The organism is Lysinibacillus sp. FSL L8-0312 (assembly GCF_038003285.1).
Classification (GTDB): Bacteria; Bacillota; Bacilli; order Bacillales_A; family Planococcaceae; genus Lysinibacillus; species Lysinibacillus fusiformis_D.
In genome coordinates this window covers 3,621,425-3,637,742 of record NZ_JBBOOV010000001.1, presented here as the reverse complement: position 1 = coordinate 3,637,742, position 16,318 = coordinate 3,621,425, and the positions used below count along the sequence as shown (strand labels likewise).

At 37.0% G+C, this 16,318-nt stretch carries 14 protein-coding genes; 8 read left to right on the top strand and 6 right to left on the bottom strand.

Annotation, left to right across the window (positions count from 1 at the left end):
* The first annotated feature begins 78 nt into the window (after positions 1-78).
* Complete coding sequence (locus tag MHI22_RS18425; RefSeq protein WP_058844783.1) at positions 79-1,560, top strand: DASS family sodium-coupled anion symporter; 1,482 nt, start codon at positions 79-81, stop codon at positions 1,558-1,560.
* A 69-nt stretch (positions 1,561-1,629) separates the two neighbouring features.
* On the opposite strand, the gene MHI22_RS18420 is transcribed toward MHI22_RS18425, so the two are convergent.
* Complete coding sequence (locus tag MHI22_RS18420; RefSeq protein WP_340810237.1) at positions 1,630-3,153, bottom strand: succinate CoA transferase; 1,524 nt, start codon at positions 3,151-3,153, stop codon at positions 1,630-1,632.
* Positions 3,154-3,512: 359 nt separating this feature from the next.
* On the opposite strand from MHI22_RS18420, the gene chrR reads away from it, so the two are divergent.
* Positions 3,513-4,244 carry a class II chromate reductase ChrR gene (chrR, locus tag MHI22_RS18415; protein ID WP_141905162.1) on the top strand — a complete coding sequence of 244 codons (732 nt, stop codon included), beginning with the start codon at positions 3,513-3,515 and terminating at the stop codon, positions 4,242-4,244.
* 205 nt (positions 4,245-4,449) lie between these two features.
* A complete protein-coding gene (locus MHI22_RS18410) occupies positions 4,450-4,878 on the top strand; it encodes a hypothetical protein (protein WP_340812517.1) in 429 nt (142 codons plus the stop codon).
* A 42-nt stretch (positions 4,879-4,920) separates the two neighbouring features.
* Here the strand turns inward: MHI22_RS18410 and MHI22_RS18405 are convergent, their stop codons facing one another.
* Positions 4,921-6,600 carry a hypothetical protein gene (locus MHI22_RS18405; RefSeq protein ID WP_036117776.1) on the bottom strand — a complete coding sequence of 560 codons (1,680 nt, stop codon included), beginning with the start codon at positions 6,598-6,600 and terminating at the stop codon, positions 4,921-4,923.
* Between the two features lie 131 nt (positions 6,601-6,731).
* Between MHI22_RS18405 and MHI22_RS18400 the strand changes: the two genes are divergently transcribed.
* The 3 genes from MHI22_RS18400 to MHI22_RS18390 all read left to right on the top strand — a co-directional run bounded on the left by MHI22_RS18400 (position 6,732) and on the right by MHI22_RS18390 (position 9,844).
* Entirely contained in the window at positions 6,732-7,382 is a 651-nt protein-coding gene (locus MHI22_RS18400; RefSeq protein ID WP_036117779.1) for a lysoplasmalogenase, read from the top strand.
* A gap of 89 nt (positions 7,383-7,471) precedes the next feature.
* The gene (pepT, locus tag MHI22_RS18395; RefSeq protein WP_271912205.1) at positions 7,472-8,701 is read left to right on the top strand and encodes a peptidase T; all 1,230 of its coding nucleotides are present in this window, start codon (positions 7,472-7,474) and stop codon (positions 8,699-8,701) included.
* 180 nt (positions 8,702-8,881) lie between these two features.
* Positions 8,882-9,844, top strand: a complete 963-nt coding sequence (locus MHI22_RS18390) for a DMT family transporter (RefSeq protein ID WP_036117785.1) — start codon at positions 8,882-8,884, stop codon at positions 9,842-9,844.
* A gap of 281 nt (positions 9,845-10,125) precedes the next feature.
* Here the strand turns inward: MHI22_RS18390 and MHI22_RS18385 are convergent, their stop codons facing one another.
* The gene (locus MHI22_RS18385; RefSeq protein ID WP_058844788.1) at positions 10,126-10,557 is read right to left on the bottom strand and encodes a DUF4395 domain-containing protein; all 432 of its coding nucleotides are present in this window, start codon (positions 10,555-10,557) and stop codon (positions 10,126-10,128) included.
* Positions 10,558-10,675: 118 nt separating this feature from the next.
* Here MHI22_RS18385 and MHI22_RS18380 point away from each other — a divergent pair, with 118 nt between their 5' ends.
* Positions 10,676-11,386, top strand: coding sequence for a Fe-S oxidoreductase (locus MHI22_RS18380; RefSeq protein WP_036117844.1), 711 nt, complete (start codon positions 10,676-10,678; stop codon positions 11,384-11,386).
* Positions 11,387-11,445: 59 nt separating this feature from the next.
* Here the strand turns inward: MHI22_RS18380 and MHI22_RS18375 are convergent, their stop codons facing one another.
* Complete coding sequence (locus MHI22_RS18375; protein WP_036117848.1) at positions 11,446-12,129, bottom strand: hypothetical protein; 684 nt, start codon at positions 12,127-12,129, stop codon at positions 11,446-11,448.
* An 11-nt stretch (positions 12,130-12,140) separates the two neighbouring features.
* Positions 12,141-13,253 (bottom strand): mandelate racemase/muconate lactonizing enzyme family protein, encoded by a 1,113-nt coding sequence (locus MHI22_RS18370; RefSeq protein WP_340809882.1) that lies wholly within the window; start codon positions 13,251-13,253, stop codon positions 12,141-12,143.
* 80 nt (positions 13,254-13,333) lie between these two features.
* Between MHI22_RS18370 and MHI22_RS18365 the strand changes: the two genes are divergently transcribed.
* A complete protein-coding gene (locus MHI22_RS18365) occupies positions 13,334-14,575 on the top strand; it encodes a hypothetical protein (RefSeq protein ID WP_340812516.1) in 1,242 nt (413 codons plus the stop codon).
* 62 nt (positions 14,576-14,637) lie between these two features.
* On the opposite strand, the gene nhaC is transcribed toward MHI22_RS18365, so the two are convergent.
* On the bottom strand, positions 14,638-16,086 hold the full coding sequence (nhaC, locus tag MHI22_RS18360) for a Na+/H+ antiporter NhaC (RefSeq protein WP_058844790.1): 1,449 nt from the start codon (positions 16,084-16,086) through the stop codon (positions 14,638-14,640).
* Between the last annotated feature and the right edge of the window lie 232 nt (positions 16,087-16,318).

Genomic DNA, 16,318 nt, shown 5'->3' with positions numbered 1-16,318 from the left:
CTTATCTTAATAAAACATTTTACTAACCGATGTTATGGATAATAATCGTCATATTTATCGTAGAAAGGATGAGAAAATATGTCTTCACCCAATCAAACAGCTACGAAACGGAATTTAAAGCCACTATGGATTGGCTTGGCCTTTGCTTTACTAATCATCATTACTTTTTTACCTAATAACGGTGACTTACCGATTGCTGGACAACGAGCTTTAGCCATCTTAGCATTCGCAGTCATCCTATGGGTAACAGAGGCCGTGTCCTATCCCGTTAGCTCAGCCATGATCATTGCACTTGTAACTGTTCTACTAGGGCTCGCTCCATCAATGGACGATCCTGCTACAGAATTAGGAACTGCTGGCGCTTTAAAATTATCCTTAAGTGGATTTAGTAATTCCGCTGTCGCATTAGTAGCAGCAGCTCTTTTTTTAGCAGCAGCCATGCAAATTACCAACTTACATAAACGGCTTGCTCTCTGGATCCTTTCACTTGTAGGAACAAAAACAAAAGCTATCGTATTCGGCGCCATTTTAGTTTCTATAGCCCTCGCTTTTTTTGTTCCTTCTGCCACAGCACGTGCAGGCGCAGTCGTACCAATATTGCTAGGGATGGTCGCAGCATTTGGTTTACCACGCGATAGTCGACTCGCCGCTTTACTTGTTATTACTTCGGTACAAGCCGTTTCCATTTGGAATATCGGTATCAAGACAGCAGCAGCTCAAAATATGGTCGCTTTAAACTTTATTCAGGAACAATTTAATGTGGATATCTCCTGGGGTGCTTGGTTGCTCTATGCTGCCCCCTTCTCAATCATTATGTCTGTAGCTCTATTTTTCATTATGATCGCTTTAATTAAGCCTGAGACTAGCAATATCGAAGGTGGTAAAGAGGTCATCAAAAAACAGCTTTCAGAGCTTGGCCCATTGAAGGCTCCTGAAATTCGCTTAATCATAACATCAATCGTTTTGCTATTTTTCTGGGCAACTGAAGGGAAATTGCATCCCTTTGACACAACTACAGTCACAATTATTGCCATCGCTATTTTATTAATGCCTAAAATCGGTGTTTATTCATGGAAGGAAGTTGAACCTCATATCCCGTGGGGGACAATTATCGTCTTTGCCGTAGGTATTATGCTAGGAACCATTTTACTTAAGACGGAAGGTGCATCATGGTTATCCGATAAAGTATTTGGTTCACTTGGGCTAGATACGATGCCAATACTAGCAACCATCGCACTCGTAACATTATTTAATATTTTAATTCATTTAGGCTTTGCAAGTGCAACAAGCTTAGCCTCTGCACTGATACCTGTATTCATCGTACTAGCCTCTACATTAACAACGAATGTTGATCAAGTTGGCTTTGTCATCGTGCAACAATTCGTCATAAGTTTTGGCTTCCTATTACCAATTAGCGCACCACAAAATATGCTTGCCTATGGGACAGGAGCATTTACAACAAAGGATTTCTTGAAATCTGGTATTCCATTAACGATTATCGGCTTCCTTCTAATTCTTCTGTTCTCAGCTACTTATTGGAAATGGATTGGATTATTATAAAACTCTAATATGCTCACAACAAAAAGCCTTGAAGCACAATTGTCCTTCAAGGCTTTTAATGATGGTATTTTATTGTTTCGTAAACGCAGGGTCCTTCATTGTCCCACTTTTTGCATAATGAACATGCCATGACAGTGCTTTTTCTAGATCGTGTGGCGTATGATGTCCACGAGTCGCCTCATTGGCATCATTATAATACTGCCATAGTTGCTCACGATAATCGGGGTGTGCACAATTATCAATGATAAGCGCCGCTCGCTCTTTCGGGGCAAGCCCACGTAAATCAGCTACACCCTGCTCAGTTACGATGACATCCACATCATGCTCAGTATGGTCCACATGTGAAACCATAGGGACAATACTTGAAATGTTGCCACCTTTAGCATACGATTTCGTCACAAAAATCCCTAGACGTGCATTACGTGCAAAGTCACCAGACCCTCCAATGCCATTCATCATCTTTGTACCAGAAACATGTGTTGAATTAACATTGCCGTATATATCAACTTCCAATGCTGTATTCACTGAAATAAGTCCGAGTCGACGAATAATTTCTGGTTGATTGGAAATTTCTTGTGGACGTAATACTAATTTATCAGCATACTTTTCAAAGTTCCCATAAACACGGTTTCCTACTTGCTCTGAAAGGGTAATAGAAGTAGCGGAAGCGAAATTTACTTTCCCTGCATCGATTAATTCAAATACTGCATCCTGTAGAACTTCTGAATAAACTTCTAAGTTCTCGAACTCAGAATCTTTAAAGCCTAACAATACGGCGTTTGCTACTGAGCCTACTCCTGATTGAATTGGTCGCAAGCTCGTTGTTAAGCGACCTACATTAATCTCTTCACGTAGGAAATTTAATAAATGATTCGCCATTACATCTGTCTCCTCATCAGCAGGAACAATTGTTGATGGCGCATCTAATATATCTGAGATAACGATGCCCTTTACTTTATCTAAATCTAGCGGAATCCCAATTATACCAAGACGATCAGACACATTTTGCAAAGGAATTGGATCACGCTTACCTTGTGGCGCAGGTACGAAAATATCATGCACTCCCTCTAATGCATCAAGCTGTGCTACATTTAATTCAATGATGATTTGGTCTGCTTCTTGTACAAAAATCGGAGAGTTACCAACTGAAGTTGTAGGAATTAATAAGCCGTCTTCTGTAATGGCAGCAGCTTCAATAATCGCGAAATCAATAGGACCTATAATACCTTGGCGAACAAGTTCAGCATTATGAGAAAGATGGGCATCTACAAATGTGATATCACCGCTATTGATTTTATTACGAATACCAGCATCTGCTTGGAAAGGGCCTCGTTTACGAATGACACCTGCTTCTGCTAAATATTGGTCTACTTCAGGACCAAGTGATGCACCTGTAAAGACATCTACTTGAAATTTCTCTTTTTTAGCTTTCTCTACAAGTGCAAGAGGTACGACTTTTACATCGCCAGCACGTGTGAATCCACTCATCCCTAATACCATACCATCTTTAATCCAAGATGCTGCTTCTTCTGCTGTTACAATCTTGCTCCGCAATTGTTCATGGCGAAGCTTTTTCGCTAACTTTTCTTCCATTCCTTATTCCCCCATCCCACTATATTTTTGTTCAACTTGCATATTTGGTTCCATTAAATGTGTGACATTCGTCAGAAGCTATATCTTTATCCAAATAATGTTGCATCAGATAAACACTAACATCCGTTGAATAAAGAAATTGTATTTTTTGGTAGCACAACCAAATAAACAGTCGCTTCAATAATTTTAAACTATTTAGAATATTTAATCTATATTAAATGAAATATTTTACTTTACGAGATAATTTCTACATTTGTAAACTATTTAAATATAACTATCCATCTTTTTTTCATTCGATTTTGGCGACAAAGCGTGCTATGCTCTTGATATAAAGCACGCATAAAGGAGAGAGTTTTTAAATGGTTAAAGAATTATTACGCAATCATTCATCGGTACGTATTTATGATGGACAACCAATTTCAAAGGAAATCATCGAAGATTTGATCGCAACAGCACAAATGGCTGCAACATCCCATTTTGTGCAGGCCTATAGTGTTATATGGGTAACAGATGCAGACAAAAAAGAAAAATTAGGTTTACTCTCTGGTAACCCACGTCAATATGAAACTTCAGGTGGTGCATTTGTCTTCTGCGTCGATTTCAAGCGTCTTCAAATGGCAGGAAAATTAGAGGGAGTAGACATTGTGGCTGATTCAGCTGAAAATGTCCTTGTTGGTGTCGCAGATGTTTCATTATTTGCACAGAATTTTGTTATTGCAGCAGAGTCAATGGGGTATGGAATTTGCTATATTGGAGGAGTACGAAATAAACCTTCTGAAATAAGTGAATTGTTTAATTTACCTGATCACGTTTTCCCATTATTCGGTCTGACAATCGGTGTCCCAGCTCGTCGCAATGAAGTAAAACCACGTTTACCTGTATCTGCCATACTACATGAAAATGAATACAATGTTGAAAAATATGAAGAGCTTTTACCAGCTTATAATGAGACAATGGAAATGTATTACAATAATCGTTCATCAAACAGAAAAATTGATAATTGGACTAAACAAATGGCTGATTTTTTAGTCGAACAACGACGTCCTCATATCAAAGAGTTTTTAGCTACAAAAGGATTTAACTGGAAATAACCAAATATAAATGGGGTTACTATCGTATGATTAGAACCCCATTTTTTTCATAATTTTATTACTCATCGATATTAAGGCTAGTGATTTTGTCTCGATATAGATAGTAAGTTCACCAATAAATTAAACGAAAAGCCTCTTCCCTTTTCCAGCTATTCCATTCATATTAATAAATGATCCCTAATGGATGAAAGGAGTTAAATGAATAATGTCCAATATCAATAAACATCTTGCTCGTACTTTAGAACAACAACATAAAAGAAGTGTAAGAGGTTTATTTTTAAAAATAGAGGAATTAAATAATGCATGTACACAGCTAAGAAAACGATTAGAGCCTAATGTTGATTTGACACTGTATAAACAGGCTATTGATTATGTTAATCAGTTCGTTTCCCATACCTCTATTCTCAACTTAAAATTTATTACCAATACACAAAATTTAGAAGTAGCTGTTTTACATACTCTTTTTTTATCCTATATTTTAGAACGCGAATCCACACATTCTTTTGCGTACGAAAATAGATTACTGCAAGGCTATTTACATGAAATCTTTACATTAAATGACCACGCAAAAACACTCTTTATTAACCATAAAGAAAAAATGCTAACCTTTATTCAAGAGGACAAATCCACATAATAAAAGACGATCTTGATATATCGAAGATCGTCTTTTGTTCTTTTATTGTAATCCCTTAATCATGAGGGATCGAACTGGCAAGAATTGTTCACCTGTATCGCCATATGTGAGAATGACCTCATCACCTTCTTGTAAATATATTGCTAAAGGCTCTGTTTCGGCACTAATTAAATAATTTTCACCATTATTTAATAAGAAAGATACCATTGTAAAATCACCTAGACGTTCTTTGTAAACACGCATTACCTTCCCGCTCACTTGTTTCTCTTCCGCATTTGAGCTACCATCTACTGTATTTCCTCCACGACTTAAGGCCGTTTTATATAGCTTTAGTGCCTCTTTAGGAGTAGTAGCATAAACAGATATTTCAGGATTGGCAGCAGACACGATGAAGTAGTTTTGTAAAAAGCCGTTGGAATCTAGCACCGCTGTCAGCCAGCTTGCTTCACCATAAAAGTTATATAACACTGGCATTTCACCAGTCCATTTTTTCTCAATAAATTTCTTCTCGATAATTTGTAAATTACCCTGTGAATCCATATAACTTGAATCTAAATTTCCTGTATAGTATGTGGCATCCCCTGTACGAGCATTCGTTAAGGAATAGCCTAACATTGAATCTACACCTTCTTTAGGGCTTGTAAAATCAGTAAAGTAATACATATCACCCTTCTCATCGAAAATTGGACTTACATTCGATTCTGTTCCTTCATCGGAAGGGATCTTTACATCCTTTTTACCAAACATACTGTTCCAAAAACCGTGAACATAATTACCAAAATAACTGTTTTGTAAACTTACTGTCTCTGGTGAAACTGCACCATCAATAAATTCAGGTATTTTGTCCAGTTCAACCGTTTCCGATTTCCCTGTTAGTGCATCAACTAAAACAATCCCTTTCACATCAAAGCCATTACGCGCGGTAATAAATTCACCATATGAACGAATGTAATAAGGCTTACCTTCATCATCTACTTCAAGCTGAACGTCTCCATAAAAAATAAGGAATGGATGTTGTAAACGCATATGACGTTCTAAATTAGCATTTAAATATGCAGAAGGAACATATTTCATTTCCTCTTTAACGAATTTAGGATTATCTGCAGAATCTGTGGCACTCATAATAAAGTAACCAGGTGTTGTATCCCCATTCATCCATTTAAAGAATCCTGAAAATTCAACAGGTGCGATATAAACATAATCACCCTTCACTTTTTGGATTTGTAAGCGTCCTAACTCATAGTAACTAGTGTTTGGCACTTGCCCGAAAGCTTTTTTCATTTTATTGCGAGCAAATTTCGGTGGTACACTTGCAGGTGTTTGTGTCTCATCGAATGGTTTTATTTCAACTTCTTCCTTCATTTCTGAGGATTCAAATTTTTCATTAGCATTCCATAGAGGAGCCGATAATACATACACAGCTACGCCTAAACTTGCTAAAAATAAAATACCTTTTATTTTCCGTTCAATACCACTTGCAAGCAGGGCGCCAGCTAACGTTAATAAAATAATAGCAGGCCAAAAAACAAGCCAGTTTACATCAATTTTTGTTACATATAGAGTGATTGCAGTAGCTAAAAATCCTAGTACAAAGACACCAATAAAAAAGTATCCAATCACCTTTCTTGATTTACCATCTTCTCGCTTCTTTGTAATAAGCGGTGTCACTAACACACTCGCGATCAATGCAATGACTGCAGAAGCTATCAGTAGCTTAGTCATTTGGTTCATCCTCTCTTCAGCTTTCTGTCTACTTATTTACGGTTACATACTAAAAAAGTTTCATACATACGTTGTACAGAAAGGAATTCTACCATAAATATTGAATTTCAAAAGGAAAGGAGCTGAAAAATTTGTTAAAAAAATTTCTAATAGGTTTCATTATTTTATTTGGTCTTTATTATATATTTCTCTTTTCCCATATTGCCGAAAGTTTAAAACTCATTTTTAAAGTGATTCCCATGTTGCTCATCATTATTTTAGCTGCGATTCAGAAGCCATTACATATTAAAAAATACCAACTTTTAATTATTGCTGGGCTTATATTTTGTATGATTGGGGACTATACATTGCAGTGGTTTTTAATTGGTCTGACTAGCTTTCTTATAGGTCATGTCTTTTATATTTTTGCTTTCTCTACCGCAAACGAGCGGCAAGTACCCACGTGGGCAAAAATACTCTTACTGCTTTACGGAGCGAGCATGGCCATCTGGATTGCAGGGTCTGTCTTTAAAACAGGTGAAACGATACTTGGTATCGCAGTGATTGCCTATATTTCAGTGATTCTCACTATGGGATGGACGGCCATAAAAACCGATTCTACATTGGCGACAATTGGTGCTCTGTTATTTATTGCTTCTGATTCTTATTTAGCTATTAATAAATTTGTCACGCCACTAGCTTTTTCACACGAAGTAATCATGCTAACTTATTATAGCGCTCAATTACTTATTGCATTAAGTATCCTTCAATATTCCGAAATCCGAAGTAAAGTGTTACAATAATATCAATTATGCCTTGGCATAATGCGCCCAGAATCAACTTTGTGAATGCACAAAGAATTTTAACATATACACATTAGGAGGCCATACTTATGAAAGAACAAGTAATCGAGCGATTAATACGCTATGCAAAAATTGATACACAATCAGACTTCACAAGCGAAACAACTCCTTCTACCCAAAAACAATTTGACCTGTTACATGTCCTGAAAGACGAACTTGCTGAAATTGGCTTAACAGAAATTACATTAGATGAAAATGGCTATTTATTTGCTTCATTAGAGGCTAATACAGATAAAGAAGTACCAACTATCGGCTTTTTAGCCCATGTTGATACAGCTACCGACTACACGGGCACAAATGTGAATCCACAGCGCATAGATAATTATGATGGTGGAGATATTCAGTTAAATGAACATTTAGTGATGTCCCCAACTGACTTCCCTGAGCTTAAAAATTACGTGGGTCAGACACTTATTACAACAGATGGCACTACGTTATTAGGGGCTGATGATAAGGCTGGTATTGCTGAAATTATAACAGCGATGGAATACCTCATTAAAAACCCTACTATTAAACATGGAAAAATTCGTGTAGCCTTTACACCAGATGAGGAAATTGGACGTGGCCCACATAAATTTGATGTTGCCGCGTTTGGAGCAGACTATGCCTATACAATGGATGGCGGACCACTTGGTGAGCTACAATACGAAAGCTTCAATGCCGCTGGCGTAAAGGTTGTTACAAATGGAACAAGTGTACACCCTGGTTCTGCGAAAAATAAAATGGTGAATGCTATCACAATGGCCATTGCCTTCCAAAATGAAATGCCTGCTGACGCAGTTCCTGAAAAGACAGAAGGTTATGAAGGTTTCATTCATTTAATGGGCTTTAAAGGGGCTCTTGAGCATACTGAGCTATCTTATATCGTGCGTGATCATGATCGTCAAAAATTCGAAGAGAAAAAACAATTAATGCTCGATACGGCTGCAAAAATTCAAGCACAATATGGCGAACATGCCCTAAGTATTACTATTGAAGATCAATACTACAATATGGGCGAAAAAATTGAGCCTGTAAAAGAAATTGTTGATATCGCACGTGCCGCAATGGAAAAATTAGATATTACACCAAATACCTTACCAATTCGTGGTGGTACAGATGGTTCACAATTATCCTATATGGGCTTACCAACACCTAATATTTTCGCTGGTGGCGAAAACATGCATGGTAAATTTGAATATGTATCTGCTGAAACAATGGAAAAGGCAACACAAGTTATTATTGAAATCGTTCAGCTCTTTGAACAACAAGCTAATTAGTCTATCTTATTTCTGATGAATTTTCGAGTAAGTTCAATGATTCTAGACTCACGCTAAAGAACAATACTCATCGTTACGAAGAAAGGCTTTTCCTTTCTTCGTCATTTTTTTAGCAATAATTACTGAATTTTCAATTTACATAAAGGGTTTAAGCTCTAAACTCAAATTGAGGTGAACGATATGAAAGAAATTGCCTTAGGCATTTTAGCTTCTCTTTTCTTTGCCGTGACTTTTATTTTAAATCACGCAATGGAAATGCAAGGTGGCAGTTGGCTATGGAGTGCATCACTAAGATTCTTTTTCATGCTACCCTTTTTACTTATCATTGTCTTTTATCGCAAAGGCTTTTCACAGCTTTCAGGTGAAATGAAAGCACAGCCTATAGCTTGGTTACTTTGGAGCTTTGTTGGATTTGTTTTATTCTATGCACCATTAACCTTTGCCGCAGCGTTTGGTCCAGGTTGGTTGGTTTCTGGCACATGGCAATTTACAATTGTTGCTGGTGTATTATTAGCTCCCCTCTTTGTTTCAGTTATTGCGGGTAAAACAATACGTCAAAAAATACCTTTCATATCTCTTCTAATTTCATGTGTCATCTTAGTAGGTATTCTACTTATACAAATACCTCATGCACAATCGGTTTCGTTTAGAAGTTTAATGCTCGGTATTTTACCTGTCATCGTCGCAGCATTTGCCTATCCTCTTGGTAATCGCAAGATGATGGAGATTTGTGGGGGACGGATCGATACTTTTCAACGAGTACTTGGTATGACCATTGCTTCAATGCCAGCATGGATCATCATAGCTATTTATGCCAGTCTTACAGTTGGACTGCCCTCAGCAAGTCAGATGTTCCAATCATTACTCGTAGGAATTAGTTCAGGTGTCATTGCAACAGTATTGTTTTTCATAGCAACCGATCGTGTAAGAGACCATCAAGGGAAACTAGCCGCTGTGGAAGCAACCCAATCAACAGAAATTTTATTTGTTATTATCGGTGAGGTTTTATTATTAGGTATTGCATTCCCTAGCCCTATTGCACTTGCAGGTCTGGGCGTCATCATCGTAGGTATGCTATTACATAGTTACTATACTATGATCATTGGGAAAAAAAATGCTGTTCAACAGAATATATCTTCCTAACAGTCCTTTTATGGGCTGTTTTTTTAGTAGGCGTAATAAATTTACCAACAAAAAAGACGACTCCATCCTATTAAATAGAATGAGTCGTCTGAGATTTTCACGTTCCCAAAAAATGAGGGGGGTTTTAGGAGCGTAATCATGAACTAGCAAACTTCTGGAGAAAAGTAGCTAAAGTTCATCCTCTCTACACTGTATTGTAGCGGAGGAATAATCTTTATACGATAATGATAATCATTATCAATTAAATTGTCAACAATAATCTAATAAAATTTTTCCCTTTTTTAAAAAGATTTTTTTAATGAACGACGGTACTGCCATTGCTTCAATTGAAAATGTAGAAAACAACCAATACAAAAACCTGCGATTGCGATAGATGATGCGATTGCAACCATGCTAGTAAAGATATAACCGACAACAGCCCAATTCAACATATAACCTAACAAGCCTACCCCTAAACAAAAGCTAGCAATGCTGGAATTAAATTTTTGCTGTTGTGCATCCTCTGGTATATAAGCAGATGGGGCCTTTTTTAGAAATAGCTTACCGACACGAATAATAGGGTTATAATGGCATATAATACCCAATAAATTTGCAGTCAGTGGAATGACTAGAAGCCATGTAACCCCTGTTAGCCATGTAAAGATAACACTTAAAAGAATGATCCATTGATTCAGTCGAACGAGTGGTCTTGGAATTGCATGAGGCACTGACATTCTAAAACCTACCTTTCAGATATGTTTAATTTATTTTACTGCATGACATTCCATTTGTGAAGCAAAATTGATTACTTTATAATGAAATTAACAGAGTTCAAAGGAAAAGAGGATTACCATGCCAGCTTTAACGATGGATCAAGTTCAACAATTAAATTCCTATAGCATCTACACAGCTGAACCTAAGCGGACTTTATTTACATTAGCTGATATACATAAAGATTTTTACCATCCTGATTTTTTGAACCTCATGATGGGTATAACAGATGCCGCAACAGAAACGGCCGCTATTTCTCATTTTGCTCGCCGCTATGGTATGTTCTTTGCTATGCAATTTTATATGCTTGCCGCTTATGATGAGGTATGGGATGGCAAGCCACTCGAATTACGTTTCGATGCTGCAAAGGAATTCAATAGCTTTACCGTTGCCATGTTCGCCAATCCAAATGATTGGCGTTATGTTGAGGAAGATGAACGTCAAGCGGTCATTGAGAAAATCCTTTATGATGGCCATGTGATTGTTCAACAGCTTCGTAAAGTAACATCGATTTCCCCTCTTACCATTTGGGAAAACTTCTTTGGTTATTTGCTATGGCACTATCATGTTTTGTTATCTAATCCAGGCTTGGCCGATCAAGCCATGGACGATATTGAAGCTTTAGAAAATCCAGAAACATGGGCACGCTTCTCAAATAAATCTTGGTGGGCGCAATATACAGGCTGTCAGAGCCCTACGAATTTAATCAATATTCCTGTTAGAAAATCTTGTTGTTTTTCTAAAGATATCCCTGGTTTAATGGCCTGTGGCTTTTGTCCAATGAAGAAATAATAGACTCTCGTAAAAAAGCCTTACCCTCCACCAATTTATGCGAAGGGTAAGGCTTTACTTTATTTTTCGTATACAACAAACCAATCATTGTTTTCTTCAAACATCCTCGTACCAAGAAAGCCTTGTTTTAGCAGTTGCTGTTGTGCGGCTGTATCCCCCATTGATATTATTTGTTTGTCAGTAAATACTGGGGACAATTCCTGTTGTAAGTCTTTATAGAAAATATAACGGAGCTTATCAACATATTTAATTTTCAAGCCTTTAATAACGAGATCTTGCGAAAATTTATCTTTTAAACTTGGTATATTATATGGCTTTACAGTGGAGCAAACATAATCATATTTTTCTAAATCAATCGCATTCATTACTACTGTAGCCAATGTTTTTTGTAAGCCATAACCTCGATATTTCGGTGAAACATTCGATATTTCTTGATATAAAACACGCTGAAATTCATTTTCCGTAATTCCACAATCATAGCCTAGATGTTCCTCATCAATAGGCGGATTTAACAGTGCTCGAAAGGCAATTAATTCGTCCTCTACATAAGCACCAATCATCATACCGTTGCCATTTAGAATATATTCAAATTCCTCTGTACTTAAAGGCTGCAAGATACTTTGATCTGCTAATGCTTCATAAACTTCAACCTGTAACTCCTCAATTTGTTGTAAATGCTGAGGTGTTAATTTTATGACAAAAAACGGCGTCTTATCAAGCATACCTTCATAAATCTTTTCCATATTACGCCTCCTTAGGCTGTTACAACAGTTGAGAACTTACATAGTTCCTGGATTACATCCTCATCCACTTCTACACCTAGCCCAGCCTGTTCATTTAAGCAAATAAATGGAACATCATAATGTAGATTCCCTACATCTTTAGAGAATTTTAGCGGGCCTGTTAATTCTACACTTGTCATAATTTTCTTAGAGAATGCTACATGAAAACCTGCAGCAGAGCCAACAGATGATTCTACCATGGAGCCAATTTGACATTCAATTCCCGCCATCTCTGCCATGACAGCTAGCTTCATCGCAGGGTAGATGCCACCACACTTCATTAACTTAATATTTACTTTATCAGCGGCACGCTTGGCAATAATTTCACGCATTTCACGTACACCACGAAGTCCTTCATCAATCATTAATGACACATCCGATTTTGATTTAATCTCAACCATTCCATCAATATCTTCACTATCTACCGGTTGCTCTAACCAATCAATGTTTAAATCCTTCATAGCACGTAAACCCTGTAAGGTAGTAGACGCATTGCCCCACCCTTGATTTACATCCACTCGGATAGCAATATCTTCACCTACACGTTCACGTACTGCTTTAATGCGTGCAACATCACGAGTTACCTCTGTGCCTACTTTCATTTTAAAAGAACGATAGCCCATTTCTACTCGATTAGCAGCCTCTTCTGCCATCTCTTCAGGCATCCCAATACTTAATACATGGGTAATTGGGAATTTGTCATGATAACGTCCACCTAAAAGTTGGTATACAGGGACTCCTAATGCTTTCCCAGTGATATCGAAGCAAGCAATATCAAGTGCTGCTTTTGCAGCTGGTACGTCTTTTACAATTTTATTCATTTTTTCGTGCAGCTTTTCAAAAGCCATTGGATTTTCTCCAATAACCGCAGGAGCAAGTTGATGTTTTAGCACAGCATATGTGCTTTCCCATGATTCCCCTGTTACATGCTCATCAGGAACTGCTTCCCCGTACCCCACAATACCTGTATCGGTAGTCACTTTTAAAATAATAGAAGGCATTGTATCATATGTAGCATAACTAATGATAAATGGATCAATTAGAGGTAAATGTATTGCAAAGATTTCTACTTGTTGGATTTTCATCATAATCAATCTCCCTTGTCGTTATATATGTCGTTAATACGTCGTTAAATATTTAAAAAAATAGAAAAGGAACGATGCCCATGTCTACCAAAATAGCGATTATTTGTTCTAAAGCATTTATGAATCGTATTATTAGTATCGCACAAAACATAGCCGATGTTCAATTAGAATTTTATCTTTACAACCACCCATCTGAAGCACCAACTTTAATGAAGCAAATTAAACCATGTGACGCACTGCTATTAGGAGGAACATTACCCTATTTACATGCCCAGTCATTACTTTCGGAAATCCCAATACCATGGAATTATATTAAACAAGATGAAACAGCCATTTCTACAACACTCTTATCACTAGTAGCCAAACATAGTGTAGCAATCGATAGAATTTCCATTGATGTCATGAATCCAGCATTCGTTGACAATGTTTTAACAGAAATAGAATATACTGGACCTAAGCCACATGTTCAGCATATATCGATTACAGAACCAACTGAACATATTTTACAGCGTCATATCACCTTGTGGAATGCCAAAAGTATAGAATTTGTCATTACAAGTATTCATAGTGTTTTCGATGAATTACAAGCACTTCACATACCCGCAATGCGTATGCTAGATACTACAAATTCTATTCTGCAATGTCTAGAAGAAACTAAATCCAAGTCATTACTAACCAAATCCGAAGCCTTTAAAGCCGTTGTCGGTCTATTAGAAATTCAGGGGGATTCTTCAATCGAATCAACTATTTTAAATCAAATTGCTAAGGCTACCTTTTCAACGTACAAGCAAATTGCTGCCCACACCTTTGAGCTCTACACAACCGCAGGTCATTTACAAAATGCACTAGAAAGGGAAAGCTTAGAAGAACTAATACAACAAATCGAACAACCATTTAAGCTAGCATTCGGTTATGGTTACTCCATTTTGGAAGCAACACAAAATGCACAGCAAGCTTTAACATTTACGAAGCCTTTCGAGATTTTCATTCTTGATGAACATAAAAATCTATTAGGACCTTTTCCGAATTCAGAAGGTAAAGTGTCTTTAAAAACAGATGAACCCTACGTTTTACAAATGGCTAAGCTAACAAGCCTCAGTCCATTAAATATCTCTAAACTAATCAATTTCAGCCATGATCGACAATCCGCACAATTTACATCACAAAATCTTGCTGAATATCTTCAAGTTACACGACGAACAACCGAACGTATTATCAAAAAATTAGTTGATAATGGTTATGCAAACGTTGTCGGTGAGGAAATGACCCATCAACAAGGTCGCCCTCGTACCATTTATGAATTGAATTTTGCGACCTACTAAATGATGGCATCAAAAGAAAAAGGAATTCTCGTAGATAAACATGTATCTACGAGAATTTTATTTTAATCTGCAATCGCTACATTCTCAGAACTTTCTAGCTCTAATTCTTTTTTACGCTTCTCAGCTTCTGCTATTTCCTCTGGTGTTAATTTAACAATGGCAAATCCAATATATCCATAAATGATGGAGATAATAGGTACAGCAAAATTAAGAATGGCATATGGTGCGTACTCCATAGCACTTACACCTAAAGTAGCTAGAATAAATACACCACAAGTATTCCAAGGGAAGAAAACAGATGTTAATGTTCCCCCATCTTCTAATGCACGAGATAGATTTTTAGAATGCAAACCACGTTGTTGATATACCCCCGCAAACATACGTGAAGGGACAACAATTGAAATATATTGCTCAGAACAAGTTGCGTTTGTTGTTACACATGCTGCAATAGTTGAAGCAATAAGGCTTCCAGTAGACTTAGCAAACTTCACAATTACGTTCATAAGCGCTTTTAACATTCCTGAATACTCTAAAATACCACCAAAAGTCATCGCTACAATGGTCATTGAAACCGTATTCATCATTGAATCTAAACCACCACGGTTAAATAAATCATCCACCATGTGATTACCTGTCGAGATTTCGAATCCAGCTTGCAATGCTTGTACAGCACTTGCGGCTGAACCACCTTGTACAAAAATTTGCAGTAAGAAACCTGAAACAATACCAATAATTAAAGCTGGAATTGCTGGCACCTTTTTAGCTACTAAAACAATAACACCCACTGGTACAAGTAATAGTAAAGGAGAAATGACAAAGCTTTCTTCCATCACTTTTAACGTTGTTAAAATTTCTTCTGATTTCATGGAAACATCTGCAAATTTTCTACCGAGAATTCCAAAAACAACAAGCGAAATAATTAACGCTGGAATTGTTGTATAAAGCATATGCTTAATATGCTCAAATAAATCTGTACCTGTTAAACCTGCTGCTAGATTCGTTGTATCTGATAGTGGTGACATCTTATCTCCAAAGTATGAACCTGAAATAACCGCACCAGCAATCATAGCCGCTGGAATACCCATACTTAAACCAATACCCATACCTGCGACACCAATTGTCGCCATCGTTGACCATGAACTACCAATAGCTAATGACACGATTGAACATAACAGCATGATTGTCACTAAGAACCACGCTGGAGAAATTAATTTTAAGCCATAGAAAATCATCGTTGCTACGACCCCGCCGCCAATCCATGCCCCAATTGTCAAACCTACTAAAATAATAATGACAATGGCAGGTAATGCCAGTCGTATCCCCTTATACATCATTTCTTCAATTTCTGACCATTTGTATCCATGCATTTTGGCAACAATTGCTGCTACAGTTGTGCCAACAAGAAGAGGTACGTGAGGACTTTGCTCTAAAACAACTACTGTAATCAACATTGTAATAATCATAATTGCAAAAGTTAGTAGTGCCCAACCTGCATTAATATCCTTTTTCATTCTTCCATCCCCTTTTTTTGCACCAAATCCCATTTCGGTTTTTCAAAGACGCAAATAATTTTTTACGTTTTTTAGCTTAATATTCAAAAAATTAAAAGTCAACGCAAAAAATTTATGCTTCTCTAGCAAATCCCTTTGTTTTAGCGTAATAAAACGTTTTCAAGTAGCAATAAAAAGCAATGCAAACCCTTGAATATCCATACATTTCAGGAAATGTTCATGCAAAAAAAGC

Excerpts from the sequence above, each read along its gene's own strand:
- MHI22_RS18425 (WP_058844783.1), top strand. The coding sequence starts at position 79 with ATGTCTTCACCCAATCAAACAGCTACGAAACGGAATTTAAAGCCACTA.
- MHI22_RS18420 (WP_340810237.1), bottom strand. The coding sequence starts at position 3,153 with ATGGAAGAAAAGTTAGCGAAAAAGCTTCGCCATGAACAATTGCGGAGC.
- chrR (WP_141905162.1), top strand. The coding sequence starts at position 3,513 with ATGGTTAAAGAATTATTACGCAATCATTCATCGGTACGTATTTATGAT.
- MHI22_RS18410 (WP_340812517.1), top strand. The coding sequence starts at position 4,450 with ATGTCCAATATCAATAAACATCTTGCTCGTACTTTAGAACAACAACAT.
- MHI22_RS18405 (WP_036117776.1), bottom strand. The coding sequence starts at position 6,600 with ATGACTAAGCTACTGATAGCTTCTGCAGTCATTGCATTGATCGCGAGT.
- pepT (WP_271912205.1), top strand. The coding sequence starts at position 7,472 with ATGAAAGAACAAGTAATCGAGCGATTAATACGCTATGCAAAAATTGAT.
- MHI22_RS18390 (WP_036117785.1), top strand. The coding sequence starts at position 8,882 with ATGAAAGAAATTGCCTTAGGCATTTTAGCTTCTCTTTTCTTTGCCGTG.
- MHI22_RS18385 (WP_058844788.1), bottom strand. The coding sequence starts at position 10,557 with ATGTCAGTGCCTCATGCAATTCCAAGACCACTCGTTCGACTGAATCAA.
- MHI22_RS18380 (WP_036117844.1), top strand. The coding sequence starts at position 10,676 with ATGCCAGCTTTAACGATGGATCAAGTTCAACAATTAAATTCCTATAGC.
- MHI22_RS18375 (WP_036117848.1), bottom strand. The coding sequence starts at position 12,129 with ATGGAAAAGATTTATGAAGGTATGCTTGATAAGACGCCGTTTTTTGTC.
- MHI22_RS18370 (WP_340809882.1), bottom strand. The coding sequence starts at position 13,253 with ATGAAAATCCAACAAGTAGAAATCTTTGCAATACATTTACCTCTAATT.
- MHI22_RS18365 (WP_340812516.1), top strand. The coding sequence starts at position 13,334 with ATGTCTACCAAAATAGCGATTATTTGTTCTAAAGCATTTATGAATCGT.
- nhaC (WP_058844790.1), bottom strand. The coding sequence starts at position 16,086 with ATGAAAAAGGATATTAATGCAGGTTGGGCACTACTAACTTTTGCAATT.